General features: G+C 38.7%; 11 protein-coding genes and 1 pseudogene. 5 read left to right on the top strand and 7 right to left on the bottom strand.

Translation table 11 applies throughout. From position 1 onward, the window contains the following. Positions 1-57 precede the first annotated feature (57 nt). The 3 genes from V7137_RS05940 to thrB are packed head-to-tail and all read left to right on the top strand — an operon-like array spanning position 58 to position 3,325. Positions 58-1,353 carry a homoserine dehydrogenase gene (locus V7137_RS05940; protein WP_335697211.1) on the top strand — a complete coding sequence of 432 codons (1,296 nt, stop codon included), beginning with the start codon at positions 58-60 and terminating at the stop codon, positions 1,351-1,353. Continuing rightward, positions 1,350-2,411, top strand: coding sequence for a threonine synthase (gene thrC / locus V7137_RS05935; protein ID WP_335697210.1), 1,062 nt, complete (start codon positions 1,350-1,352; stop codon positions 2,409-2,411). The genes V7137_RS05940 and thrC overlap by 4 nt, the downstream gene beginning before the upstream one ends. Then, entirely contained in the window at positions 2,408-3,325 is a 918-nt protein-coding gene (gene thrB / locus V7137_RS05930) for a homoserine kinase (RefSeq protein WP_335697209.1), read from the top strand. The genes thrC and thrB overlap by 4 nt, the downstream gene beginning before the upstream one ends. An 11-nt stretch (positions 3,326-3,336) precedes the next feature. On the opposite strand, the gene V7137_RS05925 is transcribed toward thrB, so the two are convergent. Then, positions 3,337-5,868 (bottom strand): putative bifunctional diguanylate cyclase/phosphodiesterase, encoded by a 2,532-nt coding sequence (locus V7137_RS05925; protein WP_335697208.1) that lies wholly within the window; start codon positions 5,866-5,868, stop codon positions 3,337-3,339. An 86-nt stretch (positions 5,869-5,954) separates the two neighbouring features. Then, positions 5,955-6,098: a hypothetical protein gene (locus tag V7137_RS05920; protein WP_335697207.1), complete on the bottom strand. Its 144-nt coding sequence runs from the start codon at positions 6,096-6,098 to the stop codon at positions 5,955-5,957. Between the two features lie 145 nt (positions 6,099-6,243). Here V7137_RS05920 and V7137_RS05915 point away from each other — a divergent pair, with 145 nt between their 5' ends. Then, the gene (locus V7137_RS05915) at positions 6,244-6,993 is read left to right on the top strand and encodes a glucose 1-dehydrogenase (protein WP_335697206.1); all 750 of its coding nucleotides are present in this window, start codon (positions 6,244-6,246) and stop codon (positions 6,991-6,993) included. A gap of 234 nt (positions 6,994-7,227) precedes the next feature. Here V7137_RS05915 and V7137_RS05910 read toward each other — a convergent pair whose 3' ends face one another. Both V7137_RS05910 and V7137_RS05905 read right to left on the bottom strand, forming a co-directional pair. Next, positions 7,228-8,136: a selenium metabolism-associated LysR family transcriptional regulator gene (locus V7137_RS05910; protein WP_335697205.1), complete on the bottom strand. Its 909-nt coding sequence runs from the start codon at positions 8,134-8,136 to the stop codon at positions 7,228-7,230. A gap of 155 nt (positions 8,137-8,291) precedes the next feature. After that, the gene (locus V7137_RS05905) at positions 8,292-8,885 is read right to left on the bottom strand and encodes an RBBP9/YdeN family alpha/beta hydrolase (RefSeq protein WP_335697204.1); all 594 of its coding nucleotides are present in this window, start codon (positions 8,883-8,885) and stop codon (positions 8,292-8,294) included. A gap of 225 nt (positions 8,886-9,110) precedes the next feature. Here V7137_RS05905 and V7137_RS05900 point away from each other — a divergent pair, with 225 nt between their 5' ends. Then, positions 9,111-10,553, top strand: a complete 1,443-nt coding sequence (locus tag V7137_RS05900; protein ID WP_335697203.1) for a DEAD/DEAH box helicase — start codon at positions 9,111-9,113, stop codon at positions 10,551-10,553. A 103-nt stretch (positions 10,554-10,656) separates the two neighbouring features. Here the strand turns inward: V7137_RS05900 and V7137_RS05895 are convergent. The 3 genes and pseudogenes from V7137_RS05895 to V7137_RS05885 form a co-directional block, all read right to left on the bottom strand. After that, positions 10,657-10,830: pseudogene (locus V7137_RS05895) on the bottom strand (glutathione-dependent formaldehyde dehydrogenase); the annotation flags it as partial. Positions 10,831-10,978: 148 nt separating this feature from the next. Further along, on the bottom strand, positions 10,979-12,517 hold the full coding sequence (locus V7137_RS05890) for a solute symporter family protein (protein ID WP_335697202.1): 1,539 nt from the start codon (positions 12,515-12,517) through the stop codon (positions 10,979-10,981). Then, positions 12,514-12,843, bottom strand: coding sequence for a DUF485 domain-containing protein (locus V7137_RS05885; protein WP_335697201.1), 330 nt, complete (start codon positions 12,841-12,843; stop codon positions 12,514-12,516). The genes V7137_RS05890 and V7137_RS05885 overlap by 4 nt, the downstream gene beginning before the upstream one ends. Positions 12,844-12,999 lie beyond the last annotated feature (156 nt).

Here is a 12,999-nt window from a genome sequence, read left to right as displayed (position 1 = left end):
GTCTACAACAGGAAAACAATTGTGCGTTTCACAAGGACATATATAGGAGGGGAAAACATGAAGGCAATCTCGATTGGGCTATTAGGTTTAGGTACTGTTGGTTGTGGTGTAGTAAAAATTATTAAGAAAAATCAAGATAAATTAATCCACCAAGTGGGGTGCCCAGTTGTTATCAAAAAGGTCCTTGTTCAGGATTTACATAAAATAAGATCCGTAGAGGTAGATACGAAGGTGTTAACCTCCAATGCGGACGACATCCTTTATGATGAAGAAATTGATGTAGTGATTGAGGTAATGGGCGGTGTCCAAGATACAAAAGATTATTTAATTACTGCCCTGCGGCAAGGCAAGCATGTTGTCACTGCAAATAAGGATTTAATGGCTTTACATGGTTCAGAGCTATTAACGGTTGCTTCAGAACACGGCTGTGATTTGTTTTATGAAGCAAGTGTAGCTGGAGGGATCCCGATTCTTCGCGGTTTAGTCGATGGACTTGCCTCTGATCGTATTAAACAGTTAATGGGAATTGTTAATGGAACAACCAATTATATCCTAACGAAAATGAGCGACGAAGGCCGGTCCTATGACGAGGTCCTTAAGGAAGCACAGGGGCTTGGGTTTGCAGAAGCGGATCCAACATCAGATGTTGAAGGATTAGATGCAGCTCGTAAAATGACCATTTTAGCAACATTGGGCTTTTCCATGCATATCGATTTAGAAGATGTCCAGGTTTCAGGGATTTCGAAAGTTACAGATGAAGATTTGCGCTATGGAAATCAATTGGGATATACTATGAAACTAATAGGCTATGCTCATCGTGAAGGGGAGAAAGTCGAGGTTAGTGTTGCACCAACTTTCCTATCCAATAATCATCCGCTTGCTTCCGTTCAAAATGAGTATAATGCCGTTTATGTCTATGGTGAGTCGGTCGGAGAAACCATGTTTTATGGACCAGGTGCTGGAAGCCTGCCAACAGCAACAGCTATTGTTTCAGACTTAGTGGCGGTCATTAAAAACCTAAGGCTTGGGGTAAATGGAAGAAGTGCGATAACACCACAATATCCAAAACAGTTAAAAGATAATGATGAAAAATACTCAAAATATTTTTTAAGAATTCATGTACAGGATGAAGTAGGCGTTTTCGCTGATATCACTACTATTTTTGCAAAGAATGGGGTCAGCTTTGAAAAAATCTTACAGCTTCCTGTTAAGAAAAATGAAACATCAGAAATTGTATTAGTAACACATCGAGCATCGTTAACCAATTATGATCAAATTTTACTAGAATTAAATGATTTACAAGCGGTTAAGGAAATAAAAAGTGCGTATCGGGTGGTGAGGGAGTCGTTATGAGATGGCCAGGATTATTAGAAGCGTATAAAGAATACTTACCAGTAAATAATGAAACTCCTTTACTTTCATTAAATGAAGGTAATACTCCATTAATAAAGCTTGAACGACTATCAAAGGAATGGGACGTTGAACTTTATGTGAAAATGGAAGGGGCCAATCCAACCGGATCTTTTAAAGACCGCGGAATGGTAATGGCTGTTGCTAAAGCCATCGAGGCAGGTAGTAAAACGATTATTTGTGCCTCAACAGGAAATACTTCTGCTGCGGCTGCAGCATACGCAGCGAGGGCAGGAATTAAATGTATTGTCGTAATCCCTGAGGGGAAAATTGCGATGGGTAAACTAGCGCAAGCGATGATGTATGGAGCTGAAATTATTTCAATTGCAGGAAATTTTGATGAGGCCTTAAAAATGGTCCGCAATATTAGTGAGGAAGAACCAATCGCCCTCGTTAATTCCGTCAATCCTTATCGAATAGAGGGACAAAAAACAGCGGCGTTTGAAGTAGTTGACCAACTAGGGGATGCGCCTGACATTTTTGCGATCCCGGTAGGTAATGCCGGTAATATTAGTGCTTATTGGAAGGGTTTTAAAGAATTTTCCGTTAAAAGAGGTACTGGTTTACCAAGAATGTTTGGGTTTGAAGCTGCTGGAGCAGCGGCTCTTGTTCATAATCGTGTTTTTGAAAATCCTGAAACTATTGCAACAGCGATCCGAATTGGGAATCCAGCAAGTTGGGATTTAGCGGTTTCTGCTGTTCAAGAATCAGAGGGGCAGTTTGATGAAGTTAGTGATGAAGAAATCGTGGCAGCCTATAAAAAAATAGCGTCAACTGAAGGGGTTTTTGCTGAACCTGCCTCTTGTGCTTCGATTGCCGGAGTCTACAAGAATATCCAAAATGGGAAAATCAATAAGGGGACAAAAATCGTAGCTGTCCTAACAGGTAATGGCTTAAAAGACCCGGATACGGCAATTAATAGCAGCATGGTTACCCCCATTCAATTACCAAATGATGAAAAAGCTGTCACACAACACATTCGAGGAGTTGTCCATAGATGACCCTACATGACCGCTTTGTAATCAAAGTACCAGCAAGTACAGCTAATCTAGGCCCAGGCTTCGATTCAATGGGTCTTGCAGTGGATTTGTATTTGACGTTAGAAGGAGAGAAAAGTGTAAAGTGGGAGATTCAGTCTGTAAGTGCTGAATTGAAGGACTTCCCAACGGATGAGACCCATTATATCCTCCAAATTGCTCTGAAAACAGCTGCAAACTATGGAATCGAGTTACAGCCTTGTAAAATCAAAGTGGACAGTGACATTCCTTTAGCCCGTGGACTTGGTTCAAGTGCAGCGGCAATTGTTGCGGGGATTGAACTTGCTGATACAGTTGGAAAAATCGGTTTAACACACCAAGAAAAGCTGCTTATTGCTACTGAGATTGAGGGGCATCCTGATAATGTGGGTGCATCCCTTCTCGGAGGATTGGTTATCGGTTCCTATCAGCAAAACGATGTAGACATGCTCAGCATTTCTAATATTTCGTTTGAGATGGTTGCTGTCATTCCAGATGAAATTCTTTTAACGAAAGACTCTCGTGGGGTTCTTCCTTCAGCATTTTCTCGCGAAGCAGCGATCCAGGCTTCCTCAACAGCTAATCTTTTGGTTGCTGCCCTTTTAACTCAAAACTGGAAGTTAGCAGGAAAAATGATGGAGCAAGATCTCTTTCACCAGCCATACCGAAAACCACTCATTAAATCTTATCAGGAAATAGAGGAATTGGCTAAATCACTTGGTGCTTTCGGAGTGGCACTGAGCGGTGCAGGACCAACTGTTCTGTGCTTTACAGAGAAAGGGAAGGGGAGGTTTGTTGAACAAGGGTTGAGAAGTGAGTTTTCAACGATGTCGACAAAGATCCTTCAAATTGATTATAGTGGAAGCAGTGTTAAAACAGTGGAGAGATTTGTAAAATAGTCTCTCCACTTTTATTTGGCATTCTTTTGAAGGAATTGCTCAAATTTTTGCTTGTTTAAAGGTTTACTGAATAAGTATCCCTGCATTTGAACGCAGTTTTTCGATAATAAAAAATCTTTTTGGTATTCTTCTTCAACTCCCTCAGCGATTACTTTGAGGTGAAGACTACGTGCAAGATTAATAACCGCTTCAGCTATCTCTGAATTTGCAGTATCTTCATGAATATCCTGAATAAAAGATTTATCAATTTTTAAGATATCAATGGGCAAATTTTTTAAATAGCTTAAGGATGAATAGCCTGTTCCAAAATCATCAATGGAAATAGCTATGCCCATATTCTGAAGGGTCTTTAATGATTCAACGATTTCGGAAGAATTGTTCAAAAGAATGCTTTCGGTAATTTCGATTTCAAAGTTCCCACATCCCAATTGACTTTCTTCTAGAATTTCTTGAACCTGTTTTACCATACTGCGTGGTTCTTGAAATTGACGAGCGGAAAAATTAATCGAAACAGATAGCGGGTTGGAACGGGTACGATTCCACTTACTAACCTGTTGACACGCCTCCTTCATGACAAATTCCCATAATGAATGGATTAAACCGATATCTTCAGCTATCGGTATAAATAGGTCAGGTGAAACGTTTCCTAATTCTTCGTCGTGCCATCTTAATAGTGCCTCCATTCCAAAAATCATCCCTGTTTCAACATTAACCTTCGGTTGATAGTACACTTCCACACTCTCAGTTTCAATGGCTTTCCGTAGTCGTGCTTCAAGCTTTGGCCTTTCGATGCTCGTTTGGATTAATTTTTCAGAATAAACGATGACCTTATTTCCCCCCAGCTTTTTAGCTGAGTACATTGCAAGGTCTGCATAAACGACCAGTGTATCCATATTGTTGGTATGTTCGGGAAATAAACCAATACCGCAACTGGCACCGAGATAAATTTCGTTGCCATCTAATAGATATGCTTTTTTTAGGTTATTAACGACTTTTTCAGCAGCAGCCTTTGTTTCAATAAGACTTTGACTTAATAACAAAATAATAAATTCATCGCCGCCCTGCCTGGTAATAATCGTATTTTCACTGGGTAAACTCTCCTTAATCCGTTCGGCAACCATTTTCAGTATTTCATCACCTTTGTTATGTCCAAAGGAATCATTCACTTGTTTAAAACGATCGATATCGATAAATAAAACGGATACCGTGTCACCAGTTTCGTTTGCTTGGTCAATATAGGATTTTAACTTTTCTTGTAAATACCTCCTGTTTAACAAACCAGTTAAGGGGTCATGATATGCCTGGTATTCAATGAGTGCCTTGCTCTTATTCAAATCAGTAACGTAACTTTGCAAATCCTTCGATAATGCGTTCACATTTTCTGTAAGCAGACCTAATTCATCTTTTCGTTTTAAGTTCAAAATATTTCCGAATTTTCCTTGTGCAATTTCATTTACCTGCTCAACAATATAACCGATGGGCTGTGTAATGGAACGGGAGAAAATCAAACTGATGATTAAGACTATAATCATAATCACGAAGGAGAGTAATAAATGAACAAATAGTTCACGCATCAGTTCCTCCTTAATGAGTCCGTAATTATAGACAAGACCAATTACAAATGGCTCTGAGGGGGTTGAATAAACGGGAACAAAGGTTTTCATCAAATTCTTACCCTTGATTTGATTTCGATAGGAAAGGACATGTCTTGTATTTATCGCCCGTTTGATAAAAGATGCATCTACTTTTTCGTTACGATATTTATAGGAGCCATACCAAATTTGTTGGGCGGATATCCGAATATAACTATTACCGTTTAAATGAACAATTTCTTTTTTTTTGCCAAAGTTTTTGGGATTGAACACAGTGATTTCTAATACACCGCGCTCTTTGGTAAAACCTTTAATAACCTCCCCTGGGCCAAACTGTCTTTCATACTCTAATACTTCGTTGTCACGAAAGTAAGGATTGATTATATAGTTAGTCGTTCCATCAAAAAAGTAGCCCCATTTATCAGTATGATCAGGATTTGATGAAGCAACCTCAATAGGCCCAGACCAAAAATGCGGCAGGGTTAACCCTTTTCCAACAGAAACAGGGGTTAAAGCGAATAGTTGTTGGAAGGCATCATACCAGTATCCCCAACCCTTAGTTGACATGTTAATTTCCTTAGAATCTGAGGATCTAACACCAATAATATCATCGTCTGTTTTCGCTAACAGGGTTATATGGGATACCATTACTTCTTGAGCCAGTTTTTTTAGCTGTTCATTTGTAATATCCTGATAATTTGGTGGCAGTGCATGTTTTATTGCCAACGAAGCCATCCTTAAATTTCTGCCAAGTATATCTTCAACATACAATGAGCCGTCTCGAATATTTTCAACTTGGAATGACACTTCTTTTGTGATCATATCAATTTCTCTTTCATTATTGGCTAGCAGCTGATTTTTTGAACGAATATAATGAATGGTATTATTAGTTAGTAAAATAAAAAAAACTAACATGCAAAAAATCAGGGGCATCTTTTTTTTGATTGACAATGACGTAACACTCCATTTAGCTGTGACCCACAGGATATTACTTGGATAAGTCACAACTATTTTTGTTATTTATCTCTTTTGTGCACTTAACCTTTTAATCCTTCTAGCCATTCTTGGTAACATTCAGCACAAAGCAATTCATCTCTTTCTTGATTTGACGATATAAATGAGACATAGTGCAACTGTCTTTCTTCAATTTCATTGGCGCAATAGAAACATTTTTCAGGCATTGGAAATCCTCCTTTAGGTAGTTTTATTAGATAGTTTTTTCCATTATTTATTTTTCTTACATAGAAAAAATCTCCACGTATGTTTTTAATTTTTTGGTACGTATAAATGATAAGACTTAAATGAAAGTAGGAAGGATGGAAGAGAATGGAGTTTTTAAATAAAGTGGTCATTGTAACAGGAGCAGCCAATGGAATTGGACGAGGGGTGGCTGCTGCCTTTGCACAAGCCGGTGCTAAAGTCGTTCTGGCTGATGTGGAATTAGAAGCAGGTAATCAAACCGCAGAGGAGATTCGAAATCGTGGAGGAGAAGTCCTGTTTATAAAGACGGATGTTAGAAGGGAAGAAGATGTTGTTCGGCTAATTGATGTAACAAAACGGACGTATGGGCAAATTGATATTTTAATTAATAATGCAGGTAAAGGTATGTTTAAGTCTCTCTTTGAATTATCACTCGAAGAATGGGACGATGTGATGGATACGAATTTAAGAAGTGTTTTCCTCTGTTCTCGTGAAGCAGCCAAATATATGCGGGAAAATGAATCTGGTGGATCTATTGTGAATATCGCATCAACACGAGCACTTATGTCAGAACCAAACTCAGAAGCTTATGCAGCTTCAAAAGGGGGGATCGTTGCGTTTACGCATGCCTTGGCAGCGTCCTTAAGCGAAGAACGGATTACGGTCAATGCGATCTCACCAGGTTGGATCCATAATGGGGATGATTCACAATTATCAGCACTAGACCATGAACAGCATTTCTCGAAGCGAGTCGGTAAACCGAGTGATATTGCCCGTGCCTGTTTGTATTTAACCAATCAAGCAAATGACTTTGTTACAGGAATTAATTTAATAGTAGATGGTGGAATGACGAGAAAAATGATTTACGAGGAATAGAACAAGTTGATAATATTCAATAAAAGGGAGAACAAATTGTTCTCTCTTTTGAAATAGGCTAATTCTAGGCATTTTCCTTTTTTTGAGCAAGATTCAATGCCGTATCTGACACTGTTAAGTCAATGAAGGACTAAGGTTCCATGAAGGCCTTAATGCTTCGTCATGTATTTTCCCTCCAACGCCGAAATACTTTACCTGATTAGATTTTCTTATTTATCCATTTTTATGTACCTATTAGACGGGTTTGTGTTGGCCGCCGCCAACCAAATCCACGGCACCTTCAATAAATAATTTTGATAACAGGGACTGCGTTTTATTAATGTTGTAGATTAGATAGAAATATCGTTCATCATTAAAACCATTTATTTCATGCATCTTAAGCATGTTTTGGGCGGAATATTCTCTTGCAGCGATTTCTGAAATAATCGAAATGCCGATGTCTTGAATGACGAACTGCATCAAACTCTGCCCGCTTTCTGTATAGGCAATGATTTTTAATTGGCCCTTATGAATGTTATTTTTTTTAAGAGACCGCTCCAAAAGTGCATTGGTTCCGGAGTTAGAATTACGCATTACAAATGGATAATGTAAAATATCCTCAATGGAGACGGGGCCAACAATTTCGTTTCGGTTCGATGTAATCAGCACTAATTTTTCTTTTAATAAAGGAATATAGCAAAGTTTGTCGTTGTCATATTTATCACCCAAAATACCAACGTCCACGGATCCATTCAGCACCTTTTCGGCAACAATTTTTGAAGAGGATTGGTGGATATGGAATGTTACTTCAGAATACTGTTCCCGAAATCGTTTCACCATTCTAGGAATCATAAATTGCCCAGGAACAGAACTTGCTGCAATCCGAATCATGCCCCGAAGGTCCGTCATCCCCTCTTTAAGATCTAGCAATGCTTGGTCTTTAATCAGTAAGAGTTTAAGGGCCCATTGGTACAAACGTTCCCCCTGTGGAGTAAGAATACTCTCCCTTCCGACTCGATCAAATAGCTTTATATTTAACATTTTCTCTAATGCCTGGATGTGGGAACTAACCGTTGATTGACTTAAAAAAATATCATCTGCTGCCTTTGAAAAGCTTCTGTGTTCGACCACTTTTGTAAAAACATACAACTGATGCAAATCCATTCCTATCTTCTCCTTGGCTATTCATATAACCGATTCATATGTATTGGTAAAATGAGTTTATTATAACATTTCCTGATTATGAAATGATTAACAGATATGTATTGTTTATGACTTATGGCGAAGCACCAAGTGAATAATAAGAAGGAGTGTCAGTTCTACACTCCTTCTCTTTCTAAGACATATTGAGTAAGATTTTCCTTTGAGAGGCATAAATCTAATATCCATGGCCATTTCCCATGTCCTGACTGTGTATTGATGTGACCTGCATTAGTTATTGTAATGGAAGGGAGTCCAAGGTTAAGAAAACGTCTTGAATCCTCGATGCTGCAATAGGGATCATTGGATGAATGGATAAATAAGGTGTGTTCTGATATTTTCTGTAGATGGCTTCTATCCAAAGGCACAGGATAAAAGGATTTTGCTTCACTGAGTATGTGATTTGGAGAAGGCGGTGCAACTAAAATAACTTGCTTGGCAATTGGTTTGATTTGTGTAGAAGCATAATGGAGCCACAATAAGCATCCAAGACTGTGTGTAATAATTGTTAAATTTTCTTCATCTGGAATTGTCTTCAGTGTTGTAGACAATTCCTTCAACCAAACACTCTTATTTGGAGAATCAAAGTTTGGAAAGGTCGGGTAGAGTACATGATAATTCCTTCTCCTTAACTCATTAGCCAGCCACGTTTGCCAATGATCGGGTCCACTCCCGCCTAAGCCATGGATGATAAGAAAACTTTGTTGGTCCATTTTATCTCCACCTTATCATTATAATTTACTATTCCGATGAAAAAACTTGGTTTTATTTTATAAATTATAATTCTTTTAGATAAAAAGGGCAACTATCATATTTACTTTTTTTATATACAAGATTTACTGGCGCGTTTGGAATCCTTTACGTTGAAATAAATTTGCTTTTGAATGGAAAAACAATCAATATGAATGGGATAGGTTAAATAGAAAGTAGGGGTATTTTTGTTAGATTTTTTATCATTGGGTATTTCAGAACCGATTGTGGAAAAATTACGCGGTCAAGGTATTGCGAAACCAACACCGATTCAAGAACAAGCGATTCCATTTGTGATGAATGGTCATGATATTATTGCACAAGCGCAGACAGGAACCGGAAAGACGTTTGCTTTCATCCTGCCAATTTTAGAAAAAATTAATCGTGAGGATGGGCATGTTCAAGCGCTAATTGTAACACCAACGAGAGAACTAGCATTGCAAATAACAGAGGAAATTGAAAAACTTATTTCTGACATTAACGGTGTCGATGTCCTTGCGGTATATGGCGGCCAGGATGTTGATAAACAGCTAAAAAAATTAAAAAGGGGGATGCAGATAGTCGTAGGAACACCCGGGCGACTCTTAGATCATATTAGACGAGAAACCATCCGATTATCAGAAATCGCTTACCTTGTTTTGGATGAAGCTGACCAGATGCTCCATATTGGGTTTTTGAACGAAGTCGAAGATATTATTAGAGAAACACCTGCGAGCAGGCAAACGATGCTTTTTTCAGCAACCATGCCGCCCGAAATTCGTAAACTAGCAAAAAAGCATATGCGTGAACCGGAATATATTCAAGTCGAAAAGACGCAAGGACCAGCTGAAAATGTTAAGCAATTAGCGATTCACACGACTGATCGTGCCAAACAAGCCACGCTTATTCAATTGGTCGAAACGTATCGTCCTTTTTTAGCGGTTATTTTCTGCAGGACCAAACGCCGAGTTAGTAAGCTGTTTGATGTGCTGAAAGCAAACGGTTTTTCTTGCGACGAATTACATGGTGATTTGTCCCAGGCCAAGAGAGAGCGTGTAATGAAGCGTTTTAGAGATGCTGATGTTCAATTGCTTGTTGCCACAGATGTGGCAGCACGAGGACTTGATGTTGAAGGGGTCACTCATGTGTTTAATTATGATATCCCTCAAGATTCAGAAAGTTATGTCCATCGAATAGGCAGGACAGGCAGAGCAGGAATGACAGGGCTTGCGCTAACTTTTTATACTTCCGAAGACCGGCCCATGCTTGACATGATTGAAAAAGAATTAACCATAACAATAAAAAAACAAAATCTAGACAATACTGATGGCAAGGATGCTAAAAAAGTTCCATCTATTGATCAGAAAGAAAAGCAAGATGTGATGAAGAAAAATCCGTATAACCGCAATCAGAATCGCAAGCAATCGGACAAAAAGGATAGAAATCATGAAGGTAGAGTCAAATTTGAGAGTAAATCTGAGGGTTCACGAGATTCAAAAGGGGAACGAGGCTCCAAAAGACAAGTAACTAAATCCCTCTCGAAAAGTGGAACAAAGCAGAAGTCCTTTAACGTAAAAGAAACACCGAATCAATCATCTTCCTTAAAGACTAAAAGAAACAGCAGGAATCAGGGTATGGGAAGAAAAAGTTAAAAATTAGTGTAAAGGGATTATGACTGTGTCATAATCCCTTTACACATGGCAAGACAAATTTTTTTCACAAAGAATAGAGAGAGATTCCTCCGATTAGAACTTTTGAAATTAAATCATATAAAAATGGCATATTTGGAATAACGGGTTTAATATCCATGTTTCGGTTCATGAAATCCCTAAGTGGGAAGCCATTATAACGGCCGCCATAAACACCTGTTACTTGAACGGTTCCACCCTTAAGTACGGACTGGGAAGTAATAACGATACCGCCTGGAGCGGAAATCAACAGGCAAGTTTAACAGAACCATAACATAAATAATTTCCCCTTTTCTTCTTGCCTTTTATGCAAAATAAAAAATTTCATTTAGTTATGAAAATACGTCAATAAAAAATGGAACTGAAATTTATTCAGTCCCATTCGAGTATTATCCATCAATGCTAATCCCTGTATTCGATTTTACGAGTACTTCATCGTATCTCTTCACATCTGCTTTTTGGCTTGAGAAGATGGTTCCCAGATAGCCTGCAATAAATCCGAGTGGAATCGAGACAATTCCAGGGGTGGTATATGGGAACCATGGTTCTCCGACAAAAATAGCTTTTCCTACTTCAGGGCTGAAAACATTCGGGCTGACGATTACTAGGCCGATTGCTGAAATAAGCCCAACCAGCATAGCCCAAATTGCTCCGGTTGTGTTGAAACGTTTCCAGTAAATAGTATATAGGATGACCGGAAGATTAGCACTTGCTGCGACTGCAAAGGCCAGTGACACCAGGAAGGCAACATTCAGAGTTTGTGCCCCTAAAGCTAGAATAATTGAAATAACCGAAACGCCAACGGCTGCCCAGCGAGCCATTCCAACTTGCTGCTTTTCAGTTGCTTTTCCTTTTTTTAGGATAACGTTATAGAAATCATGTGCAAATGCAGAGGCAGCTGTCAGAACAAGTCCAGCAACTACGGCGAGAATGGTTGCAAAAGCAACTGCTGATATAAAAGCAAACAGCATATTTCCACCAAGCGCTTGTGCTAAAAGTGGAGCAGCCATATTTCCTGCAGGGTTCGCAGCTACAATTTCACTATTGCCAACAAAAGCTGCAGCCCCGAAGCCAAGGAAAATGGTCATTACATAAAATAGGCCAATAATCCATGTCGCATAAACGACCGAGGAACGAGCAGTTTTGGCATCCTTAACGGTAAAGAAACGGACAAGAATATGCGGCAAACCTGCTGTTCCAAGAACTAGTCCCATGTTTAGTGAAATCGTATCAAGACCAATTTTATATTTTACACCAGGGTTTAAGAAGGATTCCTTTAATGGTGTAGCGGTTTTCATTTGCGCAAACATATCGGTGATACTCCAGTTAAATTTTGAAAAAACAATGATCGAGATTACTAAGGTACCGCCCATTAAAAGAACTGCTTTAATAATTTGTACCCAACTTGTGGCGTGCATTCCTCCAAAAATAACGTACACAGTCATTAGAACCCCAACGATTAAAACAGATGTAGTATATTCTAAACCAAGTAATAATTTAATAAGTGCTCCTGCACCAACAAGTTGTGCGATCATATAAAAAATCGAAATGGTAACCGTGTTCATAGCAGCGAAACCACGAACTTTTTTAGCATCAAAACGAGCGGCAATCATATCAGCAAATGTATATTTTCCAAGGTTCCTTAGTGGTTCAGCTACTAAATAAAGCACCACTAGATATGCAACGAGAAAACCAATGCTATAAAAGAAACCATCAAAGCCTGTTAAAGCGACTGCACCTGCGATTCCAAGGAAAGAAGCAGCTGACATATAATCCCCGGCAATGGCAAGTCCATTTTGCCAGCCAGTAAGACCTCCGCCAGCCGTGTAAAACTCGCTGGCATTTTTCGTTCGTTTTGAAGCGTAGTATGTAATAACTAACGTTACAAAAACGATACATAAAAACATGGTAAAGGCTGCAGTATTCATTGGTTCATTCCTCCTTCTTGGATGACTTTCGTAGCTAATTCATCAAATTTTTCTGCTTTTTTTGAATAAATCATACATAAAACCCAGGTCATGATGAATTGTAAGAAGGCAAATACCCATGCCCACGTAATGCTGCCGATAAACTTGTGATTTAACACTGTGGAATAGGAGGTTAGTACGGGTAAAGCAAAGTAAAAACAAAAGAAGAAAATAGTGACTGGGATGATAAATCTTTTCTTTACGGAGAGTAATGTTTGAAAAGATGCTGACTGAGCGATCGATGTGTAATCGCTTTCAGAATTAACCTTAGTTTCTTTAGCCTCCATGGAAGCTCCCCCTCTCATATAAAACACTTTGTTTAAATAAGGGTAAAACAAAAGTCTATGCTGATTGGTCATTGGTTGAGGAAAATAAATTGGAATGTTTTTGATTGATATTGTCTAGAGAAACCCCTCCTATTTAACAGATTTTTCAAAATTTTA

Origin of the sequence: Neobacillus drentensis (assembly GCF_036962765.1) — a bacterium.
GTDB classification, from domain to species: Bacteria; Bacillota; Bacilli; order Bacillales; family Cytobacillaceae; genus Neobacillus; species Neobacillus drentensis_C.
This window is presented reverse-complemented; position numbering and strand designations above follow the sequence as displayed.

Bases quoted from the DNA above. Each gene is read 5' to 3' on its own strand.
- V7137_RS05940 (WP_335697211.1), top strand. From the start codon at position 58: ATGAAGGCAATCTCGATTGGGCTATTAGGTTTAGGTACTGTTGGTTGT.
- thrC (WP_335697210.1), top strand. From the start codon at position 1,350: ATGAGATGGCCAGGATTATTAGAAGCGTATAAAGAATACTTACCAGTA.
- thrB (WP_335697209.1), top strand. From the start codon at position 2,408: ATGACCCTACATGACCGCTTTGTAATCAAAGTACCAGCAAGTACAGCT.
- V7137_RS05920 (WP_335697207.1), bottom strand. From the start codon at position 6,098: ATGCCTGAAAAATGTTTCTATTGCGCCAATGAAATTGAAGAAAGACAG.
- V7137_RS05915 (WP_335697206.1), top strand. From the start codon at position 6,244: ATGGAGTTTTTAAATAAAGTGGTCATTGTAACAGGAGCAGCCAATGGA.
- V7137_RS05910 (WP_335697205.1), bottom strand. From the start codon at position 8,136: ATGGATTTGCATCAGTTGTATGTTTTTACAAAAGTGGTCGAACACAGA.
- V7137_RS05905 (WP_335697204.1), bottom strand. From the start codon at position 8,885: ATGGACCAACAAAGTTTTCTTATCATCCATGGCTTAGGCGGGAGTGGA.
- V7137_RS05890 (WP_335697202.1), bottom strand. From the start codon at position 12,517: ATGAATACTGCAGCCTTTACCATGTTTTTATGTATCGTTTTTGTAACG.
- V7137_RS05885 (WP_335697201.1), bottom strand. From the start codon at position 12,843: ATGGAGGCTAAAGAAACTAAGGTTAATTCTGAAAGCGATTACACATCG.